The organism is Sutcliffiella horikoshii, from assembly GCF_021991925.1.
GTDB classification, from domain to species: Bacteria; Bacillota; Bacilli; order Bacillales; family Bacillaceae_I; genus Sutcliffiella_A; species Sutcliffiella_A horikoshii_F.
Window position 1 is genome coordinate 24,856 of the sequence record NZ_RXZI01000005.1, and the last position, 23,531, is coordinate 48,386.

General features: G+C 42.8%; 26 protein-coding genes and 1 pseudogene. All 27 read left to right on the plus strand.

Going from position 1 to position 23,531, the window contains the following annotated elements; translation table 11 throughout:
• Nucleotides 1-181: 181 nt before the first annotated feature.
• A complete protein-coding gene (locus EKQ44_RS13710) occupies nucleotides 182-1,474 on the plus strand; it encodes a lysine N(6)-hydroxylase/L-ornithine N(5)-oxygenase family protein (protein WP_237664117.1) in 1,293 nt (430 codons plus the stop codon).
• Nucleotides 1,475-1,593: 119 nt separating this feature from the next.
• Complete coding sequence (locus EKQ44_RS13715; RefSeq protein WP_237664118.1) at nucleotides 1,594-2,109, plus strand: type 1 glutamine amidotransferase domain-containing protein; 516 nt, start codon at nucleotides 1,594-1,596, stop codon at nucleotides 2,107-2,109.
• 304 nt (nucleotides 2,110-2,413) lie between these two features.
• Nucleotides 2,414-3,238 carry a M55 family metallopeptidase gene (locus EKQ44_RS13720; protein ID WP_237664119.1) on the plus strand — a complete coding sequence of 275 codons (825 nt, stop codon included), beginning with the start codon at nucleotides 2,414-2,416 and terminating at the stop codon, nucleotides 3,236-3,238.
• A gap of 189 nt (nucleotides 3,239-3,427) precedes the next feature.
• Nucleotides 3,428-4,360, plus strand: coding sequence for an ABC transporter permease (locus EKQ44_RS13725; protein ID WP_237664120.1), 933 nt, complete (start codon nucleotides 3,428-3,430; stop codon nucleotides 4,358-4,360).
• 1 nt (nucleotide 4,361) lies between these two features.
• Nucleotides 4,362-5,312 (plus strand): ABC transporter permease, encoded by a 951-nt coding sequence (locus tag EKQ44_RS13730; protein WP_237664121.1) that lies wholly within the window; start codon nucleotides 4,362-4,364, stop codon nucleotides 5,310-5,312.
• A gap of 8 nt (nucleotides 5,313-5,320) precedes the next feature.
• The gene (locus EKQ44_RS13735) at nucleotides 5,321-6,331 is read left to right on the plus strand and encodes an ABC transporter ATP-binding protein (RefSeq protein ID WP_237664122.1); all 1,011 of its coding nucleotides are present in this window, start codon (nucleotides 5,321-5,323) and stop codon (nucleotides 6,329-6,331) included.
• Nucleotides 6,332-6,526: 195 nt separating this feature from the next.
• Nucleotides 6,527-8,158 carry a peptide ABC transporter substrate-binding protein gene (locus EKQ44_RS13740; protein ID WP_237664123.1) on the plus strand — a complete coding sequence of 544 codons (1,632 nt, stop codon included), beginning with the start codon at nucleotides 6,527-6,529 and terminating at the stop codon, nucleotides 8,156-8,158.
• A gap of 134 nt (nucleotides 8,159-8,292) precedes the next feature.
• A complete protein-coding gene (locus tag EKQ44_RS13745) occupies nucleotides 8,293-9,213 on the plus strand; it encodes a S66 peptidase family protein (protein ID WP_237664124.1) in 921 nt (306 codons plus the stop codon).
• A 13-nt stretch (nucleotides 9,214-9,226) separates the two neighbouring features.
• On the plus strand, nucleotides 9,227-10,327 hold the full coding sequence (locus EKQ44_RS13750; RefSeq protein WP_237664125.1) for a dipeptide epimerase: 1,101 nt from the start codon (nucleotides 9,227-9,229) through the stop codon (nucleotides 10,325-10,327).
• On the plus strand, nucleotides 10,320-11,243 hold the full coding sequence (locus EKQ44_RS13755) for a C40 family peptidase (RefSeq protein ID WP_237664126.1): 924 nt from the start codon (nucleotides 10,320-10,322) through the stop codon (nucleotides 11,241-11,243). The genes EKQ44_RS13750 and EKQ44_RS13755 overlap by 8 nt, the downstream gene beginning before the upstream one ends.
• A gap of 2 nt (nucleotides 11,244-11,245) precedes the next feature.
• Nucleotides 11,246-12,265 (plus strand): ABC transporter ATP-binding protein, encoded by a 1,020-nt coding sequence (locus EKQ44_RS13760; protein WP_237664127.1) that lies wholly within the window; start codon nucleotides 11,246-11,248, stop codon nucleotides 12,263-12,265.
• A complete protein-coding gene (locus tag EKQ44_RS13765; RefSeq protein WP_237664128.1) occupies nucleotides 12,252-13,079 on the plus strand; it encodes a serine hydrolase in 828 nt (275 codons plus the stop codon). Before EKQ44_RS13760 ends, EKQ44_RS13765 begins: the two co-directional genes overlap by 14 nt.
• 288 nt (nucleotides 13,080-13,367) lie before the next feature.
• Complete coding sequence (gene comGA / locus EKQ44_RS13770) at nucleotides 13,368-14,438, plus strand: competence type IV pilus ATPase ComGA (protein ID WP_237664129.1); 1,071 nt, start codon at nucleotides 13,368-13,370, stop codon at nucleotides 14,436-14,438.
• Entirely contained in the window at nucleotides 14,419-15,459 is a 1,041-nt protein-coding gene (comGB, locus tag EKQ44_RS13775) for a competence type IV pilus assembly protein ComGB (protein ID WP_237664130.1), read from the plus strand. The genes comGA and comGB overlap by 20 nt, the downstream gene beginning before the upstream one ends.
• Nucleotides 15,460-15,792 carry a competence type IV pilus major pilin ComGC gene (gene comGC, locus EKQ44_RS13780; RefSeq protein WP_237664131.1) on the plus strand — a complete coding sequence of 111 codons (333 nt, stop codon included), beginning with the start codon at nucleotides 15,460-15,462 and terminating at the stop codon, nucleotides 15,790-15,792.
• On the plus strand, nucleotides 15,782-16,240 hold the full coding sequence (gene comGD, locus EKQ44_RS13785) for a competence type IV pilus minor pilin ComGD (RefSeq protein WP_237664132.1): 459 nt from the start codon (nucleotides 15,782-15,784) through the stop codon (nucleotides 16,238-16,240). The genes comGC and comGD overlap by 11 nt, the downstream gene beginning before the upstream one ends.
• Nucleotides 16,224-16,559 carry a type II secretion system protein gene (locus EKQ44_RS13790; protein ID WP_237664133.1) on the plus strand — a complete coding sequence of 112 codons (336 nt, stop codon included), beginning with the start codon at nucleotides 16,224-16,226 and terminating at the stop codon, nucleotides 16,557-16,559. The genes comGD and EKQ44_RS13790 overlap by 17 nt, the downstream gene beginning before the upstream one ends.
• Nucleotides 16,543-16,989, plus strand: coding sequence for a competence type IV pilus minor pilin ComGF (gene comGF, locus EKQ44_RS13795; RefSeq protein WP_237664336.1), 447 nt, complete (start codon nucleotides 16,543-16,545; stop codon nucleotides 16,987-16,989). The genes EKQ44_RS13790 and comGF overlap by 17 nt, the downstream gene beginning before the upstream one ends.
• Nucleotides 16,943-17,371 (plus strand): competence type IV pilus minor pilin ComGG, encoded by a 429-nt coding sequence (gene comGG / locus EKQ44_RS13800; protein ID WP_237664134.1) that lies wholly within the window; start codon nucleotides 16,943-16,945, stop codon nucleotides 17,369-17,371. Before comGF ends, comGG begins: the two co-directional genes overlap by 47 nt.
• 60 nt (nucleotides 17,372-17,431) lie before the next feature.
• Entirely contained in the window at nucleotides 17,432-17,659 is a 228-nt protein-coding gene (locus EKQ44_RS13805; protein WP_237664135.1) for a YuzF family protein, read from the plus strand.
• A 126-nt stretch (nucleotides 17,660-17,785) separates the two neighbouring features.
• Nucleotides 17,786-18,301 carry a shikimate kinase gene (locus tag EKQ44_RS13810; RefSeq protein ID WP_237664136.1) on the plus strand — a complete coding sequence of 172 codons (516 nt, stop codon included), beginning with the start codon at nucleotides 17,786-17,788 and terminating at the stop codon, nucleotides 18,299-18,301.
• A 32-nt stretch (nucleotides 18,302-18,333) separates the two neighbouring features.
• The gene (locus EKQ44_RS13815; RefSeq protein WP_237664137.1) at nucleotides 18,334-18,522 is read left to right on the plus strand and encodes a YqzE family protein; all 189 of its coding nucleotides are present in this window, start codon (nucleotides 18,334-18,336) and stop codon (nucleotides 18,520-18,522) included.
• A 412-nt stretch (nucleotides 18,523-18,934) separates the two neighbouring features.
• Entirely contained in the window at nucleotides 18,935-19,201 is a 267-nt protein-coding gene (locus tag EKQ44_RS13820; protein WP_010194663.1) for a phosphocarrier protein HPr, read from the plus strand.
• Nucleotides 19,201-20,919 carry a phosphoenolpyruvate--protein phosphotransferase gene (gene ptsP / locus EKQ44_RS13825; RefSeq protein ID WP_237664138.1) on the plus strand — a complete coding sequence of 573 codons (1,719 nt, stop codon included), beginning with the start codon at nucleotides 19,201-19,203 and terminating at the stop codon, nucleotides 20,917-20,919. Before EKQ44_RS13820 ends, ptsP begins: the two co-directional genes overlap by 1 nt.
• Nucleotides 20,920-21,197: 278 nt before the next feature.
• Nucleotides 21,198-22,427 carry an aminopeptidase gene (locus EKQ44_RS13830; protein WP_414491323.1) on the plus strand — a complete coding sequence of 410 codons (1,230 nt, stop codon included), beginning with the start codon at nucleotides 21,198-21,200 and terminating at the stop codon, nucleotides 22,425-22,427.
• 173 nt (nucleotides 22,428-22,600) lie between these two features.
• Nucleotides 22,601-23,053, plus strand: a complete 453-nt coding sequence (locus EKQ44_RS13835; RefSeq protein WP_237664140.1) for a hypothetical protein — start codon at nucleotides 22,601-22,603, stop codon at nucleotides 23,051-23,053.
• Nucleotides 23,040-23,483, plus strand: a pseudogene (locus EKQ44_RS13840) (GNAT family N-acetyltransferase); the annotation flags it as partial. The gene EKQ44_RS13835 and the pseudogene EKQ44_RS13840, both read left to right, overlap by 14 nt.
• Between the last annotated feature and the right edge of the window lie 48 nt (nucleotides 23,484-23,531).

The window sequence follows — 23,531 nt, forward strand, 5'->3', positions numbered from 1 at the left end:
ACCAAGCAGTTCGTAGATTATTGCATAAAATATATCGTGTGCAGCTTCCTTCTCCTTTCGTACACGGGATTTTTGGACAGAGACTCTTCTCTGTCCCCTTTTTATTTTTATGCTCCGAAGTAAAGTATTTTCAGGAAAAAAGGGTATAAATAAGACATTATAGATAAGATGGGGGAGCCTAATGACAAAGCATAGAATGTATGACCTTATAGGAATAGGAATTGGTCCTTTTAATTTGGGATTGGCTGCATTAATCGAGGAACAGCCCACCCTTACATCCATCTTTTTTGATAAAGAAGAAGGCTTCAATTGGCATCCAGGTATGCTTATTGAACAATCTGATTTGCAGGTTCCATTCATAGCGGATCTGGTTACTTTTGCAGACCCTACAAACAAGTACAGCTTTCTCAATTATGTACATAAACAAAACAGGCTGTTTCAATTTTTCTTTTATAGACGGTTTGATATTCCGCGAAGAGAATATAACCTTTATGCGAAGTGGGTTTCAGCTAACCTAATGAATTGCCAGTTTCAATCGGAGGTGGTCGCAGTCTCCTACAAAGGTGATATGTATGAAGTGAGGGTGAGAGAGACTGCGACAAAGAAAGTCAGTACCTACTTTGCAAAGCATATTGTAGTCGGGACAGGCAGTGTACCATTTATTCCAGACAACATCGAGAAAAGTGAACATGTTGTGCATACAAGTAATTATTTGCATGCTGCAAAAGATATTAAAGCATCTTCTTCAATTATTGTGGTGGGCTCCGGACAGAGTGCAGCAGAGGTTTTCTACGAATTGCTGGAGGATCAAAAACATCATAAATATTCCCTTACGTGGTACACTCGTTCACCAATTTTTTCTCAACTAGAAAGCGCTAAACTCGGGCAGGAGGTTTTTTCACCAGATTATGTGCATTATTTTCATGGACTTTCTTACGAAAAGCGGAAAGAAGCCTTAGAAAGGTTGGATTCTGTCCGTAATGGTGTGGATAAAGAAACGCTAATGAAGATCTATGACCTTCTCTACAATCGGTCCGTGGAAGGCCGGGACAAAAAAATCACCATCCAGCCCTTAACAGAAATGAATTCTGTGAAAGTGGAAAATAACTGTTTAAGCGTGTCCTGTAAGCAGTGGGAAAAAGAAAAGAAGTTTACGGTTCAAGCGGAGAAAGTGGTGCTCGCAACCGGATACAAGCCTCATATTCCTGAGTGGATTTGGAGTAATAAGGATGACATTGTATGGGAAAGTGAAAAAGAATTCAAAGTTGATGAGAAGTTTAGGTTGGTCTGGAAGGAAGAAAGGCAGAACCAAATGTATATATCGACGAACCTTGAGCATTCCCATGGTACTGCAGCGACCAATTTAAGTCTGGCCGTCATGCGAAATCAGACCATCATTAATGATGTGGCAGGTAGGGAGGTTTATCCGATTCAAAAGGATACCATCTTTCAGCAATTAATGCCGGATGCGTAATGGAACGTTTAGTTTGTCAGATGGCGGGTAATTTAACACATATGTAGTTAAATGGCTCTGTTGGTTCGCAATTTTAAGCATCAAACAGAGTAATCCCAATATAAAGGAGACGTTCTATCATGAGTAAAAAAATTGCAGTACTATTAACCAATGAATTTGAAGATTCCGAGTACACAGAACCCGCAAAAGCCTTTGAGGAGGCAGGTCACAAGCTAACGGTAATCGAAAAATCTAAGGGTGAAACGGTCAAAGGAAAAACAGATGGAGTGGAAGTCACGACTGATGCAGGAATTGACGATGTTAGTCACGAAGATTTCGATGCCCTGTTGCTACCGGGAGGATTCTCACCCGACATACTTAGGGCAGATGATCGATTTGTTTCCTTTACCAAAGCATTCATGGATGATAAGAAACCGGTCTTTGCTATCTGCCATGGTCCGCAATTACTTATCACGGCGGAAGCTCTTAAAGGACGAGACATTACGGGTTATACATCTATCAAGGTCGACCTGCAAAATGCAGGGGCTCATTTCCATGACAAGGAAGTGGTCGTATGTCATGACCAACTGGTTTCTAGTAGAACACCAGATGACATTCCTGCATTTATCAGGGAATCGTTGAAGCTTCTAAAATAATATTGGAAGGATCCAGACAAGGAGTAATACTCCAGTCTGGATCTTTTTTTATGAAACAAAATGCCAAAATATACTAAAAAGTTTTATTGAAATACGTTTTCTAATATGATTCTCTATCATAATCATCCATAAACTTGTATAAAGATTGTCGATTGTTTCAAACTAACTCTTTATTTTAAAAGGTTTATTTGCATTTGTATAAAAAGTTTGAATAATTAGACTCATATTTTCCTAGTTTGATTGAATCATAAACATAATACTGTTATAATATTAAGAAAATTGTAACACGAAAGGAGGTAAATGGGTGAATTTATATATATCGGTTGATATGGAAGGAATTAGTGGCCTAGTAGATCATACCCACGTCGATTCTAGGCTGCATAACTATGAACGCGGTCGTAAAATAATGACCCAAGAAGCAAATGCAGTTGTGACCACAGCATTTGAAAAAGGATTTAAGGAGGTTGTCGTCAATGACAGCCATTCCAAAATGAATAACATCCTGATTGAAGATTTGCACCCTGAAGTCAAATTGATAACAGGAGATGTCAAACCGTTCTCAATGGTGCAGGGATTGGATGAAAGCTTTGATGCTGCTATTTTTGTGGGGTATCATGCTAGGGCTTCCGTGAAAGGTGTCATGACTCACTCCATGATCTTTGGTGTGAGAAATATGTACATAAATGATGTGCAAGTTGGGGAGTTGGGATTTAACGCATATGTAGCTGGCTATTATGGCGTACCCGTCATCATGGTGGCTGGAGATGACCAAACCGCACTTGAAGCAGAAAGCCTCATCCCTGGGATACATTGTGCAGTGGTCAAGGAGGCTGCTTCACGTTCCGCTGCGAAATCACTGACTCCGATTAAAGCACAAGAGCTAATTAAAGAACGAACGTCCATGGCATTGGATGACATACATACTATAACACCGCTGGTACCGCCTGATCATCCGACGCTTCGTATTGAATTTGCCAATTACGGGCAAGCGGAATGGGCGAACCTTATGCCTGGAACCGAAATAGAGCCGGGCACGACAATCGTTAAATTTCAAGCAAAAGATATAAAAGAAGCCTATCAGGCCATGCTTGTGATGACAGAATTGGCAATGAGAACGACATTCAGTTGATAATTTCCACAAAATTACATAAGGCTGTTTAACAAAGTTTGTTCCATTTAGAAAAACATACAAATAACTGGATTAAAGCGAGTGACTGGAGAGAAAAGGAACGGTCAAACTTTAGAGCCAATAGCAACATTTTATTAGAAAACAGCCTTACATAAAAAACCCTATAGTGAAGAAAGTGTGAGTGGGAGAATGGGAACTTTTATAGCAAAACGATTACTAGCAATGCTCATAACTTTATGGGTCATCATCACATTGACCTTCTTCTTGATGCATGCCATTCCGGGTTCGCCACTCAACGAAGAGCGCTCTACAAGCGATGTTGTCCAACGCAACCTAGAAGCGCACTATCATTTGGACAAGCCGATACCTGTGCAATATGTGATGTATTTAAAGACGTTAGTGACATTGGATTTCGGACCGTCGATTAAACAGCCGTCCCAGACGGTGAATGACATGTTGGGACGCGGCTTTCCGATCTCGTTTGAACTAGGTATGATCACCTTGGCGATTGCGGTTATTTCAGGGATCTTCTTGGGAGTGATTGCCGCACTGAAACGAAACGGTGTCATTGATTACATGGCCATGACCTTTGCCGTTTTCGGAATATCCATACCGAACTTTGTGCTTGCAACCATGCTCATACAGCAGGTTGCCGTTACTTGGGGTTTGCTTCCCCCTGCCACCTGGACGAGCTGGAAACATATGATTTTGCCGACCTTGGCTCTTGCAACCGGACCAATGGCAATCATTGCAAGATTGACGAGGGCAAGCATGATGGAAGTGCTGACACAGGATTACATACGAACTGCCAAGGCAAAGGGATTATCCCCTGTGAAAATAGTGTTTAAGCACGCTCTTCGAAATGCGTTGCTTCCGGTCGTCACGATCCTTGGGACTCTTGCCGCAGGGATTTTGACTGGAACGTTTGTTATCGAGAAGATCTTTGCGATACCTGGAATGGGGAAATACTTCGTGGAAAGTATCAATACTCGTGACTATCCAGTCATTATGGGGACGACAGTATTTTATAGTGCTTTCTTGATTATGATGCTGTTTCTTGTAGACATAGCTTACGGGATATTAGACCCTCGTATCAAGCTTCATAAAAAGGAGGGGAACTAATATGGCTCAACGTAAACTGCAAGAAAATAACCATAACACTGTCCCGGATGAATGGTTCAAACCCGTTGATAAAAATAAGGGGGAGGCAGAAGCTGTGGTCCGTCCAAGTCTTTCCTATTGGCAAGATGCTTGGCGGAGGCTTGTGAAAAATAAATTGGCGATGGCAGGGTTGGTTTTTTTAGTGTTCTTGACCATCATGGCTATTTTCGGTCCGATTTTTTCCTCCCATAGTGTGACACAGACAAACCTGCCCAATCAGAATCAGCCTCCATCATCTACCCACCTTTTCGGTACAGATGAACTTGGGAGAGACGTATTCACACGTACCTGGTATGGTGCAAGAATCTCCCTGTTTGTCGGTTTGATGGCCGCACTGATCGACTTTATCATCGGGGTTATCTACGGGGGAATAGCCGGCTACAAAGGCGGCAGAACCGATAATGCCATGATGCGGGTGGTGGAAGTATTATACGGCCTTCCTTATCTATTAGTCGTCATTCTATTAATGGTAGTAATGGGACCTGGCTTATTGACCATCATCATTGCGCTTACTGTAACAGGTTGGGTCGGTATGGCAAGGATAGTCCGGGGGCAGGTGCTACAAATCAAGAATTATGAGTTTGTGCTCGCCTCCAAAACATTTGGAACGAAGACCTCTCGGATAATCAGAAAGAATCTTCTACCTAATACAATGGGACCCATCATTGTGCAAATGACATTGACAGTACCCGCAGCGATTTTTGCAGAAGCATTTTTAAGCTTCCTTGGCCTAGGTGTACAGGCTCCATATGCCAGTTGGGGTGTAATGGCCAATGATGGATTATCCACAATCATTTCCGGACATTGGTGGCGCCTTTTCTTCCCGGCATTCTTCATCTCCATGACTATGTTTGCGTTTAACGTGCTTGGAGACGGATTACAAGACGCACTAGATCCAAAGCTGAGGAGGTAAGTGACATCATGGAAAAAGTACTGCAAGTTAAAGACTTACATGTTTCCTTTACAACCTACGGGGGAGAAGTGAAAGCGGTTCGAGGTGTTAGTTTCGACCTCCATAAAGGAGAGACACTTGCGATCGTAGGAGAGTCAGGCTGTGGGAAAAGTGTGACATCCCAAAGTATCATGCGTTTGATCCCTGAGCCCCCAGGACGCATTACTCAAGGTTCGGTCCTTTTTAAAGGCAAGGACCTCACAAAAGTGTCCGAACCGGAGATGAGAAAAATCAGGGGCGCAGATATCTCCATGATTTTCCAAGATCCTATGACAGCGTTGAATCCGACGTTGACAGTTGGAGATCAGATCATGGAAGGGATCATCCAGCATAAAAAGGTATCCAAAGCAGAAGCGAAGAAACAGGCAGTGGACATGCTTAATCTTGTTGGGATACCAAGTCCAACAGAACGCCTGAAGCAATATCCTCACCAGTTCAGTGGAGGAATGAGGCAGCGAATCGTCATTGCGATGGCCCTTGTCTGCCAGCCGGAAGTATTGATAGCAGACGAACCGACAACAGCACTCGATGTGACAATCCAAGCGCAGATTTTAAACCTTTTTAAGGATATTCAAAAAAAGACAGGCGTTTCCATCATCATAATCACCCATGACCTCGGGGTGGTGGCACAAGTGGCAGACCGTGTGGCTGTCATGTATGCAGGGAAGATAGTCGAATCCGGGAATAGGAGAGAGATCTTCTATAGGGGGGAGCATCCATATACGAAAGGTCTATTAAACTCTGTTCCTCGTCTTGATTTGGAAGATGAAGAACTGGTACCTATTGTCGGGTCGCCGCCAGATTTGTTTTCACCACCGGTAGGCTGTGCATTTGCTGCAAGATGCGAGTATGCAATGGAGGTTTGTGAGCGCGTATATCCGATGAAGACAACTTTGTCTGAGGAACATCATGTGGATTGTTGGCTTCAGGACCCAAGAGCGCCTAAGCCCGTAAGAACTGTGATTTCTACTATAAGGTAAGACTTATAGTGAAATAGAATTTCCTAGCTGTTGATTGGAGCACAGGGCGAAGACTCCTGAGGGAGATAGCGCTAGGTGGAGACCCCGCAGGCGTAGCCGAGGAGGCTCCAGCAGCGCCCCTAGGAAAGCGAAGCCCGGTGCGGAAATCAACAGCGGCGTCTTACACATTTAAGTATGAAAAAGGGGGAGTAACACATGAAAAAGGTAATGTCATTACTAATGGCGGCCATGCTGGTATTCGTACTTGCAGCCTGTACCGCAAGCAACAACGCAGGCACCGACACGAGCGAAGGCTCAAACAACAACGAAAGCGCATCGGGAGAGAAGGTTCTGCGTCTGAATAACGGATCTGAACCAACCTCATTGGATCCGCCAATCGGATTTGACTCTTATTCTTGGAATGCTTTAAACAACTTGATGGAGGGACTGACTCGCTTAAATGACGAGCACCTGCCACAAGAAGCTACTGCGGAAAAATGGGATGTATCCGAAGACGGGAAAACTTACACATTCTATATCCGTGACAATGCAAAATGGTCTAATGGAGACGACGTGACAGCGGCAGATTTTGAATTCGCTTGGAAACGTCTTTTGAACCCTGATACAGCATCTCCTGCTGCATTCCTTGGTTACTTCATTGAAGGTGGAGAAGCGTATAACAACGGCGAAGGATCTGCAGACGATGTGAAAGTAAAGGCAGTGGATGAAAAAACTTTGGAAGTTACACTTGTAGCTCCACAAACATATTTCTTAAGTGTCATCACAAATCCAGCCTTCTTCCCGATCAATGAGAAGGTAGCTACAGAAAATCCAGAGTGGTTTACAGAAGCGGATTCTTTTGTAGGAAATGGTCCATTCAACCTTGCCGAGTGGGAGCATGAAAGCCATTTTGTTATGGCTAAAAACGATCAATATTGGGATGCAGAAGCTGTAAAGCTTGATAAAGTTCACTGGGCTATGGTGAATGATTCTAATACAGAATACCAAATGTACCAAACTGGAGACTTGGATACTTCAGGAGTTCCTGCTGATGTAAGTGAGCAGCTATTCCAAGAAGGTAAAGTGAATGTAGGGGAGCAAGCAGGAACATATTTCTTCCGTTTCGGTGTGGAGCAGGAGCCTTTCCAAAATGCCAATATTCGTAAAGCGTTCGCGATGGCTGTCAACCAACAGGATATCGTCGACTATATTACAAAAAGAGATGAAGAGCCTGCTAAAGGATTTGTCTCCACAGGATTCACCGATCCATCCGGAAATGACTTTCGCGAAACTAACGGAGATCTTTTAACGTTTAATGCAGAAGAAGCAAAAGCATTACTTGAAAAAGGAATGGAAGAAGAAGGGTATGAAACATTACCTGAAGTAACATTGACTTATAACACAAGTGATGAGCATAAGCGTATTGCGGAAACACTTCAACAAATGTTCAAAGACAATTTGGGAGTGGATGTCAAACTTGCAAACATGGAATGGAATGTATTCCTTGATGCGCAAAGAAACCTTGAATTCCAATTCTCCCGTAGCTCTTTCTTGGCTGACTATGCAGATCCAATCAACTTCTTGGAGAATTTCCAAACTGGTCATTCCATGAACCGTACGGGCTGGACAAATGCCAAGTATGATGAACTGATTCAAAATGCTCTTAACGAAGCAGATGAAGCAAAACGATTTGAGCACATGTATGAAGCAGAGAAGGTATTATTTGAAGAAATGCCGATCATACCGTTGTATTTCTACAACCATGTATATCTTCAAAACGAAGCGGTTAAAGGAATCGTTCGCCATCCTGTAGGATACATCGAGCTTAAATGGGCGGACAAAGAATAATAGGGTATAAGTTTTAACAGGAAAAGGGTGTTCACTGAACACCCTTTTCATTGAAATTGGATACATACTGAATCAAGCATCACCTTACATATACATAGTTTGACGGAAATTAATAAAGGAGAGGAGTGGCGAAAATGAAGCCGCTGCGTTTGAAAAAAGGAGACACGGTTGGTGTCATCGCACCTGCAAGTCCACCGAAACAGGAGAAGTTGAAACGGGCACTCCCTTTTTTGGAAGAGGAACTGGGTTTGAAAGTAAAGATGGGTAAATATGTGGATGCTCCATACGGCTACCTTGCATCCAAAGACGAAGAAAAACTGGACGATCTGCATGCGATGTTTCAGGATGAAGAGGTAAAAGCCATTTTCTGTGCTTGCGGTGGATTTGGAACGGCAAGGATTGCTTCCAACATAAATTATGACATTATAAAAAATAACCCAAAGATCTTTTGGGGATATAGTGATATCACATTTTTACATCAGGCATTTTATCAAAAAGCTGGTTTGACTTCCTTCCACGGTCCGATGCTGAGCTCAGATATAGGGCTTGATAGCATACACCCTCTATCAAAAGCTTATTTTCAGCAGTTGTTTGACCCAACTGAAATGGTTTATACAGAAGAATTGTCTTCTCTAGAAGTGATGAACGAGGGAGTGGCAAGCGGGGAACTTGTCGGGGGAAATCTGACACTGTTGGTCAGTTCGCTTGGAACAGAGTTTGAATTGGATACAAAGGGAAAAATCTTCTTTTTTGAAGATATTGATGAACAGCCATACAAAGTAGACAGAATGCTAAACCAGCTGAAAATGGCGGGCAAATTCGCCGACGCGGAAGGTATTATTATTGGGGACTTCCATAATTGTGTGCCAGATGAGGGAAAAGCATCCTTGACGCTTGAGGAGGTCATCTCTCAACACGTGAAAGATGCAGGCAAACCGACGATGGGCGGCTTTCAATTTGGACACTGCTCTCCGAATATCGCCATCCCACACGGCTCAAAAGCGGAATTGAACACATACAACAAGACATTAACCATCCAACCAGGAGTGGAATGAAAGGGGCAGGAACATGAACATCCAGCAAATTGAAACTTTTCGAACCGAAGTACCTCTGTCCAAACCATTTAAAACAGCATTGCGTACCGTGTATGTAGCGGAAGCTGTGGTAGTGAAGATCACCTGTGATAATGGTCTGGTTGGATGGGGAGAGGCACCACCTACACATGTCATCACAGGGGATAGCCTTGATAGTGTAGAATATGCCATTCAACAAATATTGAAACCAACCCTATTAAACGCAAATCTCCTGAACTATGAACCATTACTGCAAAAACTACATAAATCACTTGTTCGTAATTCAAGTGCAAAGGCTGCGGTCGACATGGCCATCTATGATTGCTTGGCCCAACATAGCAGGCTGCCTCTATATCAATATTTGGGAGGTTCCAAGAGCGAGCTTGAAACAGACTTCACCGTCAGCGTCAATTCCCCGAAGGAGATGGGGGAGGATGCATTGCTTTATATGGAAAGAGGTTTCCGTGTTCTCAAAGTTAAAGTAGGAAAAGACGATATGGAGACAGATATTGCTAGAATAAGAGAAATCAGAAGGCGTGTAGGAGATACAATAGAAATTCGTCTCGATGCCAACCAGGGCTGGACGGCTAAAGAAGCAATTCGCGGCATTCGCAAAATGGAAGATCTGGGATTGAATATCGAGCTTGTCGAGCAACCTGTCATTGCCCATGATGTGGAGGGGTTGAAACAAGTAACCGATGCAGTGGAAACACCAATCATGGCGGATGAAAGTGTCTTTACACCAGAACAGGCACTACAGGTACTTAAAACGCGGAGTGCTGACCTGATCAATATCAAATTGATGAAATCAGGAGGGATTTTCCAGGCGGAGAAAATCAATAGTATTGCAGAGGCATTTGGAGTAGAGTGCATGGTTGGAAGCATGATTGAAACCAGACTTGGCATTACGGCTGCCGCCCATTTTGCTGCAAGTAAGAGCAATATCACACGATTTGATTTTGATGCCCCCCTTATGTTAGCGGAAGATATCGTTACGGGCGGTATCATTTATAACGGTCGGACGATCCGTTTCCCGGCTACTTATGGTTTAGGAATTAGTGATGTGAATGTCAAAGGAGGAGTCAGCATTGAGTAAATTTGTCATAAATGTACCGGTAGCCACCATTTGGACCTCTTATGATTCAGCAAGAAAGCTGGACGAAAAAGCTATATCGAATCCTACTGATATCAGTAGTTGGTTGGATTCGCTGAATTTTGAGACAAGGTTAGAGCTCTGTGATGCAAACCTCATCCAATCTCAACTGCTATACGGGCAAGAGGTTCTCGTTCTTGAGGAACAGGAAAATTATTATCATATTATTGCATTGACGCAAGGCTCATCGAAGGATGATAGGGGATATCCTGGCTGGGTGCCGAAGTGTCAGATTACAGAAGTAACGGACTGGAAGCTTGCAGATAGTCCGGTTGCAGTGGTGACAAACAACCTCACCACTTTATTCTCAACGGAGGATAAGGAGTTACTGGAGCTTAGCTTCCAGACTATTTTGCCTGTAGTGGATAAAGGGGAAGAAAAGGTGAAGGTACAACTTCCTGATGGAAGTGTTGGACTACTAAGAACGGATGATACTTCTGTTTATGAGGGGCTTGCTTCCATTCCAAGGGGTTCAGGTGCAGATATCGTCCGAACGGGTGAAAGATTCATTGGTCTTCCATACTTGTGGGGGGGCATGAGTGGATATGGAATGGATTGCTCAGGCTTCAGTTACACGATGTGCAAAGCTAGTGGCTATATCATCCCCCGTGATGCCCATGACCAGGCTAAAGAGGGAGTAAGAGTGGAACTTGACGCATTGGAACCTGGTGACCTTCTGTTTTTTGCCTATGAAGAGGGCAAAGGCAAGATTCATCATGTCGGAATCTATCACGGAGAGGGCAAACTTTTACACTCACCAAAAACAGGTCGGGATATTGAAATTCTTCCAATGGAAAATACCATCTATGAAAAAGAATTATGTGCAGCAAGAAGGTACTGGCAAAAGGACGGGGAATAATCATGCAAAAGAAACTACTACAAGTGAAAAACTTGCAAAAGTATTTTTTTCTGGGGAAAAATCAAACCTTAAAAGCAGTAGACAACGTCTCATTTGATATTTATCAGGGAGAAACCTTTGGTCTTGTTGGTGAGTCAGGTTGCGGGAAATCCACTACTGGTAGGACAATAATCGGATTATATGGCAAAACGGCAGGGGAAGTAAACTTTAACGGAAAAGATGTTCATACTCTTACCGAGAAAGAGAAATTTGCTTTCCACCGAAACATGCAGATGATCTTTCAAGATCCATATGCTTCTTTAAATCCGCGCTCCACGGTAAAAGAGATCATTTCCGAACCGATGGAAGTGCATGGAATCTATAAAAATAGTAAAGAACGTACGGAACGTGTCTATCAACTATTGGAAGATGTGGGCCTGAACCGTGAGCATGCGAACCGTTATCCGCATGAATTCAGCGGTGGACAAAGGCAGCGTATCGGCATTGCCCGTGCACTTGCATTGGATCCGGACTTCATTATTGCAGATGAACCGATTTCTGCATTGGATGTATCCGTACAGGCGCAAGTAGTGAACTTAATGAAACGACTCCAGAAAGAAAAAGGCTTGACCTATCTGTTTATTGCCCACGATCTATCCATGGTCAAACATATCAGTGATCGAATAGGGGTCATGTACCTAGGGAAGATGATGGAATTGACCGAAAGCAAGGCGCTCTATAAAAAGCCATTACACCCTTATACACAAGCCTTGCTATCCGCCATCCCAATACCTGACCCGGATGTGGAAGACAGAAGGGAAAGACAGATTGTCCAAGGGGAGATACCAAGCCCAATCAACCCACCAAGCGGCTGTGTCTTCCGTACCCGTTGTCCGCATGCGATGGAAGCTTGCAGCCAATCAGTTCCAGAATGGCAGGAAGTGGAAGATAGGCATTATGTGGCATGTCATTTATATAATGAAAAAATTGTCGGGCCAGATAAAGTAAGGGAAATGGTGGCAAGTGCGCATGATGGGAACTGATGCAAGCTTGCTAGAATGGAAGGAACGTGTTCAGGCAGTGGTGGATTCCACTGCCGGACACGTTAGTTTTATGATGGAAGATGAGTGTGGCCGGCAGCTGCAGATTGATGCAAATACTCAAAAAAAGGCGGCAAGTCTTATAAAGATTCCCATTATGATGGCGGCATTTAAACAAGTAGAAGCAGGTCGTTTGAACCTAAATGACAGGTATTTCATCGACAAAGAAGATCGAGTCGGTGGAGCGGGAGTCAGTCAATTCTTAGACGGTGGAACAAGTTTTACCTTAAGGGACTTGTTGACGCTGATGATTGTGGTATCGGATAATACCGCGACCAATAAGGTCATCGACATCGTCGGAATGAGTGCTGTGGGCAAATTCTGTACAGAGCAGGGGGTGGAAATGACAAGTCTTGAGCGGAAGATGATGGATTTCAAAGCGGCTACTTCCGGATTCGATAACAAGACAAGTGCACAGGATATGGTAGCGTGTTTAAAGCTTTTGCATATGGAAGATTCCGAAAGGGCTGTGTTTTCGGATGTGAGCAGACAAATGATGCTGCGTATCCTTGGTGGTCAACAGCTCCTGGATAAACTTCCATTTCATATGGATCTTGAAGCGATGAAGATTGCTAACAAAACTGGGGAGCTGCCAGGTGTAGAGCATGATTGCGGAGTTTTCACCTTGGGGGGGAAGAAACTGACGATCGCGGTACTTGTCGATGACTTGCTTGTTAATGCTAGTGGCAAAAAGGCTATCCAAGAGATCGGAAAATTAGTGGAAGAATATTTAAAGGGGATTAAATCTTTCAGATGAAAGGTTTGGTCTCATTTTTTTTAAGTAAGTATGGAAGAAGCGGGCATTTTTTTGCCTGATTTCAAAAAAAATAAAAAACCTTGCAGGAATCTGTCAAACTATGTAGAAAATGATAAGAGCAGGAAATCTTTGAAAAGGAGTCCATGGAAATGTATAACCTGCAGGTATAAAGCTCTTAGACTTACATGTTAAGATCTGTCCCCCTATCCAACCATTTTTCTTTTCCTCAAGAGACCAAGCTCACCCTCTCCCATCCAACAAACAAACCAACACAAAATGAGGTGACAAATGAATATTGAAAAAAAGTGTGAAGAGATTGTTCGCCAAGCTATAGGCTTACGTGTATCAGATATTCACATCAAACCACATGAAATGTCCGCCAAAGTACTTTTCCGTCTGGACCACTACCTCTATGACCAGGAAGAACTCCCTCTACAAATCTATGAACGGATGCTATCCCACCTTAAATTCCAAGCCGAAATGGATATAGGAGAAACAAGAAAGCCACAAAATGGCGCCTTAAACCTTTACATTGACTCCAAACACATCAATCTACGACTTTCAACCTTGCCCACTGTTAACCAAGAAAGCCTTGTCATCAGGATCCTGCCGCATGATGACAGCCACTTCCCTTTAAAACGTCTTTCCTTATTCCCGAACTCCACAAGGAAGTTATTTTCCTTAATGAAGCATTCACATGGCCTTGTCCTGTTCACCGGACCAACCGGCTCAGGCAAAACCACCACTTTGTATTCCATCCTGGAAGAATCAAAGGGATTGTTGCAAAGGAATATTATTACGCTTGAGGATCCGGTAGAGCGTAGAAGCAGGCATGTTCTGCAGGTGCAGGTAAATGAAAAGGCAGGGATAACGTACGCGGCAGGTTTAAAGGCTATTCTCAGACATGATCCAGACATCATCATGGTCGGGGAAATCCGGGATGAAGAAACCGCGAAAATTGCTATAAGGGCAGCGTTAACGGGACATCTGGTGTTAAGCACTTTGCATACGCGAGATGCAAAAGGAGCGGTACATCGACTGTTGGAGTTTGGAGTCAGTCAACAGGAGTTAGAACAGACTTTGATCGCTATTTCGGCACAAAGGCTGGTCGAGTTGAAATGTCCATATTGCAAGGGGGAATGTACATCTTTTTGCAGGAAATACAGGCATCATCGTTTGGCCAGTGTATATGAACTTCTGTATGGGAGGGAACTGTCCAAGGTGATGGGGGAGTGTAAAGGGGAAAAGGTGGAATTGAGCTATCCGACTTTGAAGGAAGTGATTAAAAAGGGAATAGCCTTGGGCTTCATTCACCAAAAGGAATATGAAAGGTGGGTGAATGATGGCAAGGGGCAATAGCGGCTGGCCGCTTAAAGCTCAAGAAGATTTCCTTAAACGGATGGGGGACCTCTATACCAATGGCTATTCATTATTGGAAGCGTTGGAGTTGATGAGTATCCACTTCGAAGCGGAAAAGAAAAGAAGCTTGCTGGATGCCATTGCGGAACTGAAAAAAGGGTACAGTGTTCATCAAGTCCTGGGAGGGTTAGGTTTCAATCAGGATATTCTATCTTTGTTGTTCTTTTCCCAGAAGCATGGAAATCTTGCGCAGGCTTTTTGCTCAGGGGGAGCACTGCTTGAACGAAAGAGGTATTACCGCGATAAGATTTTCTCCATACTCAGGTATCCGATCCTGCTTCTATTTTTGGTGGTTATCATGCTTGTCTTTGTACAAATGGTCCTTCTGCCACAGTTTCACCTACTGTTTTCCCAGATGAACATATCTTTAAGTCCAGTTATCTCCGTTTTTTTCTTTCTTGTAGTTCAAATTCCCATTGTGCTGATGGGGTGTGTTCTCGGTTCCTTTACAGTTTATCTATTCTATAAACTTTATGAAAAAAGATTGAATCCATCTCAAAAGGTGGATTTGCTGATGAAGTTTCCTCTTGTCAAAACATTTCTCTCCCTTCACTATTCCCATTATTTCACTCAACAATTAAGCAGCTTGCTTTTAAGTGGTTTAACTATCAATGAGGCCGTAGCTGTATTCGAGCAACAACCCTACCATTCTTTTTTCCATTCGAAAGCGAAAGAATTTCGTAACCGTTTGGTCGAAGGGGAGAAATTGGAGAAGTTGGTGGAAAGCGAGAAAGTATTTGTGAAGGGCTTGGATGTCGTTATCGTGCATGGGCAAAAGAATGGGAAGTTAGGGCAGGAGCTTGAGCAGTACAGCAAGCTGCTGTTAGTGAAAATGCAGGAAAAAAGTGAAAGGCTACTGGGTAGAATTCAGCCTGTACTATTTTTAGGGATCGGTTTCTTTTTGTTTGTGTTATATCTATGTATTTTCATTCCGATGTTTCAATTATTAGGAGGGTTATAGATGAGAAAACTATTAAATGATGAACGTGGCTTTACATTGGTGGAAATGCTTTTGGTCATGTTAGTCATTACCGTGCTGCTTTTAATTATGATTCCGAACGTGACGAAGAATTCAAGCATCATCGGGGACAAGGGATGTGAGGCCCTGCTCAGCATGGTGGATGCCCAAATTCAGGCATATCGACTGGATACAGGCAGCCAGCCGAATTCCATCGATGATTTGAACTCTCCAGAATATCTTGAAGACCGTTTTGATGAGGAGCACACATTAAACTGTCCGAACGGAAATACCATTACTATTGTCAATAACAAGGCCGTAGCCAATGGCGGTTAATAGATACTTGGATTCAAAAGGCTACTCCCTCATGGAATCCATGCTGGTTCTTTCTCTCGTTTCTATCCTTCTTTCTGTGACCATCCTAAATCTAAATGTTACCAACAAAAATAAAGTGGGAGAACAATTTAGTGAGCAATTAAGCAATGATCTCTTGTTCGCCCAGCAATATGCAATAAGCACGAAAACAAACGTTAATATCATTTTCACCCCCAAAAATAACTATTACCGTATCCGTCAAGGAACCTTCCCAATCCGTGAACTGGTTTATAGGGAGTATCACCGTGATATTAGGATAGATACACGTACTATGGGGGAGAGGTTGACTTACAATGGCAATGGAAGCATCAATAAGGCTGGCGCCATCGGAATCTTTGTTGACGGAACGGAAAATTATCAATACGTTTTCACTTTAGGAAAAGGGCGTTTCTATGTGGAAAAACTCTAAAGGATTTACATTAGTGGAGGTCTTAGCTGCTCTCGTGGTTTGGATGGTAATCGCCTCTGTTCTGCTTCCAGGCCTAGTGCGAATGAATCAGGAACGGAAGGGGTTTATCCTCGATCAACAAGCTAGGTTCATTTTGACGCTGGAGCTGGAACGTATACGCACAGGGGCAATATTATTTGAAGAAAATACGGTAAATAAAAACGGAACCTCATATGCTCTCACATTGGTGGAAGATACCGTTCCCCCGATGTTGTGTGTTTCCTATACAAATTATAGATCATTAGAGGTGGAGAGGTGTGCGTATGTACACCTTCCGTAAAAATGAAGGGTTTACACTATTGGAAGTTTTGGTTAGTTTTTCGGTGATCCTTATTCTTACAGCGTTTTTCCCGCTTCTACTTAAAAACCTTTCTCTTTTGACAGAAAAGGGGGAGGGTATTCATCCTTTGGAGCTCGAGGTATTTATTCAGCAGACTACAAGGGAAGTTCGTACTGCGAAGAGAGTGTCGGTGGAGGGGAATACAATGGTCATCATCAATCAAGCTGATCAAAGGGTCACCTATGAATACTTTCAGAAAAATGTCAGGCGGCGGGTCAATGGATCAGGACACGAATTACTCCTACATGGAGTAGAAAGTATTTCTTTTAAAGAAGAGAAAAATGGAGCCATATTCTGGGTGAAGGGAAGGGACGGAATGATCCATGAATTCAAAGTTGGGGCAATCCGTAATAGCTGGGGTGAGGAATAGACGGGATAACGGATATATCTTTCCTGTCACGCTGGTCATGAGTGTCATTTTCTCCTCCTTCTTGCTCCATCAGGTGGAAAACTACCGGCTAGAAAGAATGTTTTATCACGAATCTGATCAACAGTTTGTATTGGAAATCATGATGAAATACGCATGGGACATAGTGGAGCAGCAGTTGGAAGAGGAAAGGGAGGATATTGCCTCGTCTATTGTATTACCAGGGGGAGAGGCTACGGTTACTGTAAAAGTACTTGCTGAGGAGTGGGAGATTATCATCGTCTGCACAACCAGTATTGGAAGGGAGTACAAAGCAACCATTCTATACGATATAGAAGAAAAGAAGGTGCTGGGTTGGTATGAAGCAATTAATTTCATCTCATAACTCACCATCCCGTTGTCCTATTCATATAAATGTACCGTGTAACAAAGGAGGTAATACCTAATGAATCAAGCGGACAATGGGATGCCTATTCAATATATGGTGATAGAACCCTATGTGTATCATACCTTAAGAAGTATCATCGGAACCGAAGTGGTCATTGAGACGACACGGGGATCAATAAGAGGTAACCTGAAGGATGTTAAACCAGATCATGTTGTATTAGTTGCTGGAGATTCAAGCTTTTTTATTCGGACTGCAGAAGTTATCTGGGTCATGCCTGATAACTAAACGGAAGACTTTTTGGCAGTGTCTCCTTTATCGGGAGGCACTGTTTTAAGTAGGAAGAGGTGGAGAGAGGGCTAGTTTTCCCCTATAATATAAATAAGCATCCAATAAGAAAGAGAGGCAAGTGAAGTGAAGAGCATCTATCTTACAGGATTTATGGGAGTGGGGAAAACGACAATCGGACAGGCGTTGGCAACCAAACTAGGTCTTCCTGTCGTCGATACAGATACACTGATTGAACAGAACATGAAGTTAGAAGTAAAAGATATTTTCGAACAATATGGAGAGGGTTATTTTCGAAAGCAGGAAACAAAGACCCTACAAGAACTAGCTGTGAGAAATACACTGGTGACAACTGGTGGGGGGATAGTGACAGTTCAGGAAAACATTGATTGGATGAAAGAAAATGGCTGTATGATATTTCTATACGCAGACCCGGAAGTGATTTGGGAGCGGTTGGAAAATGATACAACCAGACCGCTTGTAAAACAGAAAAAAAAAGAAGAGGTCATAGAACTTTTTACCACACGTTTACCTCTATATAATCAAGCACACATCACGGTGAATACAACCGGGCTGACCTTGAAAGATGCAACAGAAGCCGTACATAACGCGATTAAAACATGGAATAACAGTCCACACTAAAGATATAAGAAATTTTTTGGTGGTGGATTGAATTGAAGACGAATGATTACGTGAAATATGTGACACAGCAGCTTGTAACCTACATGGATCAGCCAAAAGAAGTAAAGCGGGAGCAAAGAGAACTTAAAAAGCAAGAGCGTTCTCCAATTGCGTTTCAGCTCTTCGGGGTGATCCCTTATGCAATCATGATGCTTTTTAAGAAGAAAAAGAATGGAGTATGAGTCAAAAGTATTGCCAAGCTTTTGTTTTTTATGCTACAATCTCAACGGACAGTTAAGAAGCGTTCAACTAAATGTTCATGCAAATGCTTTCAACATAGATAAGAACTTTACGTGTTACTGATACGATCAGGCATGAGTGAAGAGGTTTTGATCCATACTAAGGGGACAAGTGTACCCTTTTATAGAGACAAGCCCCTCTCTCATGCCTTTTTCTATATTCTTTCCTACATATTCATCACGATTACTGGTGAAAGCTACAGGGTATAGGAATAAGGGAAACAAGGTTCTTTTAGTTGAATAGTTTCTGATCAGGTTTTTTGCTCTGTATACCTATCGGTTGAAACAGTGTAAAAAACCAAGTACATTAAGTACTATCTAAAAATACACATATCCCAAAGGAGTTTGATTACAAATGGCAGAAAAAACATTCAAAGTAACAGCAGATTCAGGAATTCACGCACGTCCGGCTACTCAATTGGTACAAACTGCAGGTAAATTTGATGCGGACGTTAACCTTGAGTATAACGGTAAATCTGTAAACCTGAAATCCATCATGGGTGTTATGTCTTTAGGAATCCCTCAAGGCGCGGAAATCAAAATTGTTGCAGAAGGCTCTGATGAGAGCGAGGCAATTTCTGCAATCGAAGAAACTTTGAAATCAGAAGGGTTAGGGGAATAATGTCAAACACGATCCAGGGAATACCTGCTTCTAGCGGGATTGCCATTGCGAAAGCATATCGTCTGGAAAACCCAGAGCTATCGGTGGAAAAAAAGACGATCGACAATGCCCAAGCGGAAGTGGAAAGATTTGAAAAAGCTGTAGAAATCTCTAAAAGTGAATTGGAAAAAATCAAGGACCACGCAAACAAGGAGCTTGGAGCAGACAAAGCGGAAATCTTCTCTGCCCATTTACTTGTATTAAGTGATCCGGAACTTTTAAATCCAATTAAAGATAAAATTTCAAATGACAGTGTAAACGCTGAGTTTGCGCTAGATGAAACAGCAGGTATGTTCATCAACATGTTTGAGCAGATGGATAACGAGTACATGAAGGAACGTGCAGCCGATATCCGCGACGTTACTAAACGTGTACTTGCCCACCTATTGGGTGTAGCTGTATCTAATCCGGCACTTATTTCGGAAGAAGTGATCATCATCGCAGAAGACTTGACTCCTTCTGACACTGCACAGCTTAACCGTCAATATGTAAAAGCATTTACGACTGATATCGGTGGACGTACGTCCCACTCCGCGATCATGGCACGTTCCATGGAAATTCCAGCAGTAGTTGGAACAAAGAACGTCATGGAAACCATTCAAAATGACACGATGGTCATTGTTGATGGGTTGGATGGTGTGGTAATCGTCGATCCGACAGAAGAAGAAATTGCTACTTACAAAGAAAAACAAGAGAAGCATGAAGAGCAGAAAAAAGAGTGGGCTAAGCTTGTTAATGAGAAGAGTCTTTCTTCTGACGGGCAAGAAGTCGAACTTGCTGCCAACATCGGTACTCCGAAAGATGTGAAAGGCGTTCTTGCCAATGGCGGAGAAGGTGTCGGTCTTTACCGTACTGAATTCTTATACATGGGCAGAACAGAACTTCCGACAGAGGACGAGCAATACAAAGCCTATAAAGAGGTTCTTGAAAGCATGGAAGGAAAACCGGTTGTTGTCCGCACATTGGACATCGGCGGAGATAAGGAGCTTCCTTATCTGAACCTTCCAAAAGAAATGAACCCATTCCTAGGCTTCCGTGCGATTCGCCTTTGCCTAGAAGAACAAGATATTTTCCGTACACAGCTTCGTGCTTTGTTGCGTGCTAGCTCTTACGGAAACCTGAAAATCATGTTCCCGATGATTGCAACATTGGACGAGTTCCGCCAAGCAAAAGCCATTCTTTTAGAAGAAAAAGAAGCGCTTGTGAAGAACGGTACGACTGTAAACGAGAATATCGAGATCGGTATCATGGTGGAAATTCCATCAACAGCTGTCATGGCTGATATTTTCGCCAAAGAAGTAGACTTTTTCAGCATCGGAACCAATGACTTAATCCAATATACAATGGCAGCGGACCGTATGAACGAGCAGGTATCTTACTTGTATCAACCATACAACCCTGCAATCTTGCGCCTAGTGGATAATGTCATCCAGGCTGCACACAAAAACGGCAAATGGGCTGGCATGTGTGGAGAAATGGCTGGCGATCCAATCGCAATCCCAATCCTTCTTGGGCTAGGGCTGGACGAGTTCAGCATGAGCGCGACATCCATCCTGCCTGCAAGAAGCCAATTGCGTGGCATCTCCAAGGAGGAAGCTGCTTCCTACCGTGAAGAGATCCTTAGCATGAGCACGGCAGAAGAAGTGGTAGCATTTGTGAAAGAGAAGTTTAATGTGTAAGCATTATTGTGGAGCCAACTTACCTTATTAGGGGGAGTTGGCCTTTTTTGTTTGGTGCGGTAAGCTGAAAGTGAAAAAGTCACAATAATGATTGAAAAAGTCACAATGAGCCCTGGAAAAGTCATAATGACTCTAAAAATAGTCACAATCCCCCTTTTAAAAGTCACAATCCTCAAGTAACCAGTGAAACTCTCCTTGTGAAAAGATATAAAATCTCCCTAATCCTACAATCCGCATCCTATGATACAATATTCTCATCAGCCAAAAGGAGGAAATACATAGTGATACAAGAAAAATTGACCAAATATGCAGAACTTGCGTTAAAAGTTGGGATCAATCTGCAAGAAAACCAACCTCTAGTCATCAATGCACCTATATCCGCAGCACCATTTGTAAGAGAGGTCGCAAAACTTGCTTACAAGCTAGGGGCCAAATACGTACATACTGAATGGAACGATGAGCAACTAACAAAGATTACATATGAAACGGCCTCCACCGACTCTCTCCAAACTGTCCGCGAGTGGAAAGTTAAAGGAATGGAAGAGATGGCAGAAGAAGGAGCGGCATTTATGTCAATTGTTGCTTCCAATCCAGACCTGCTTAAAGACGTGGATCCTGAGCGGGTATCCATTTCTAATAAAGCTCAGGCAAAAGCAATGCAAAACTACCGAAAATACATTCAAACTGCTAAGGTAAGCTGGGCGATTGTTTCCGTCCCTTCACAAGAATGGGCAGCTAAGCTTTACCCTGACAAATCTCCAAAAGAACAGGTTGCAAGCCTATGGGAGAACATATTCCAGGTGACACGCATCAATGAAAACGACCCTGTTGAAGCATGGAATGACCATATCAAAACTTTGCAAGAGAAGTTACAAGTGCTGAATTCGAAAAAATACAAAAAGCTTCATTACAAAGCTCCTGGAACGGAGCTGACCATTGAGCTTCCAAAAGAACAGGTTTGGTTGGGCGGTGGAATGAACAATGATCAAGGTACCTATTTCGTTCCGAATCTTCCAACAGAAGAAGTGTTCACCGCTCCTGTGAAATCCGGAGTAAACGGAGTAGTGGCATCCACAAAGCCTTTAAACCTGAACGGAAACCTAGTAGATAATTTCAGCCTTACATTCAAGGAAGGTAAAGTGGTAGAGTTTACTGCAGAGCAAGGATATGAAGTGTTGAAAAAGCTTTTAGAAACAGATGAAGGTGCGCTTCATTTAGGAGAAGTGGCACTTGTCCCACACAGTTCGCCAGTTTCCAAGCAAGAAGTGATTTTCTATAACACCCTGTTTGATGAAAATGCATCTTGCCATTTGGCACTAGGATCCGCCTACCCAATCAATATTGAAGGCGGAGCGAATATGACCAAAGAAGAACTAGAAGCCAAAGGCATCAACACCAGCATGATTCATGTGGACTTCATGATTGGTTCAGAACAGCTGAGCATTGAAGGGGAAACAGAAGATGGTGCGCGGGAAGCGATCATGACAGATGGAGAATGGGCCATCTAAACATTTATAGGGCAGGAGAATTTCTTTTTAAAAAAGAAGTTCTCCTGCTTTTTCTTTTGGTAAAATAAAAAGAAAGATTTTCCAAAATGCAATAGGAAACAATAAATAAAGAGAAGGTTTTAGGCTACAGGAAGTGGAAGTAATAGTAGGGAAAAAAGATGGGGGGAAGTGAGATGAAAAGGGGTCTATTATTGTTTGTAATTTGCTTCACAATTGCTTCCTCTACAGCTCAAGCGCTTAGCTGGGCATATAAGTTCGTTGTATGGGAAGGTGGGGTGTACGAAGTCACTGATGAAGTTGTGGCTGCTTCAGACATAGGGAAGAAAATTGGTAAGGTAAAACGCATGGCTAATGATAGGACGGGAGCCTACTATGGGGACGCGTCCAATTATTATAAGAAGGGTACGAAATATTACGCCATTAAAGGCATCGACTCTGTTGATGCCATAGCAGTAGAGGAGCAGCAAGAGAAATGGGTGAAAGCGAAGTACCTCCATGAAGCACCTTTTCATTGGACGGATATCCTTCCATATATAGTATTAGGAATATCAGCCTTTGTTCTATTTATCTACCTATCCTTACGATACGCAAGCAAGAAAGAGGGTGAAAATCATGAAAAAAATTAAATTACGTAAGATTACAGCTGAAAATTGGGATACAGCCATCCAATTAAAAGTTTCAAAGGATCAAAAAAGCTTTGTAGCATCAAACCTCTATTCCATTGCACAAGTGCAATTTTTACCGGATTTTAAGGCGATGGGGGTTTATGCAGAAGAGGAAATGGTAGGGTTCGCGTTGTATGGGATTGATCCGGATGACGGAAATTACTGGATTTACCGTTTGATGATAGACGAAAAATCACAAGGAAAAGGATATGGAAAAGCCGCTCTTACAGAAGTGTTGAAAGACATAAAAATCGGAAACTCCACCTCCATCCCTCTAGTCATGATTGGTTATGAAGCGGAAAACCACCAAGCTAAAAAGTTATATAAGAATGCCGGTTTTGTGGAAACGGAGATAGCTCCATGGGGAGAGCAATTGGCTAAGCTGGAACTTAACACGGCAGAAGGTAAAGATGAATCGGGCGTAGTAGAAGCTTCGAAC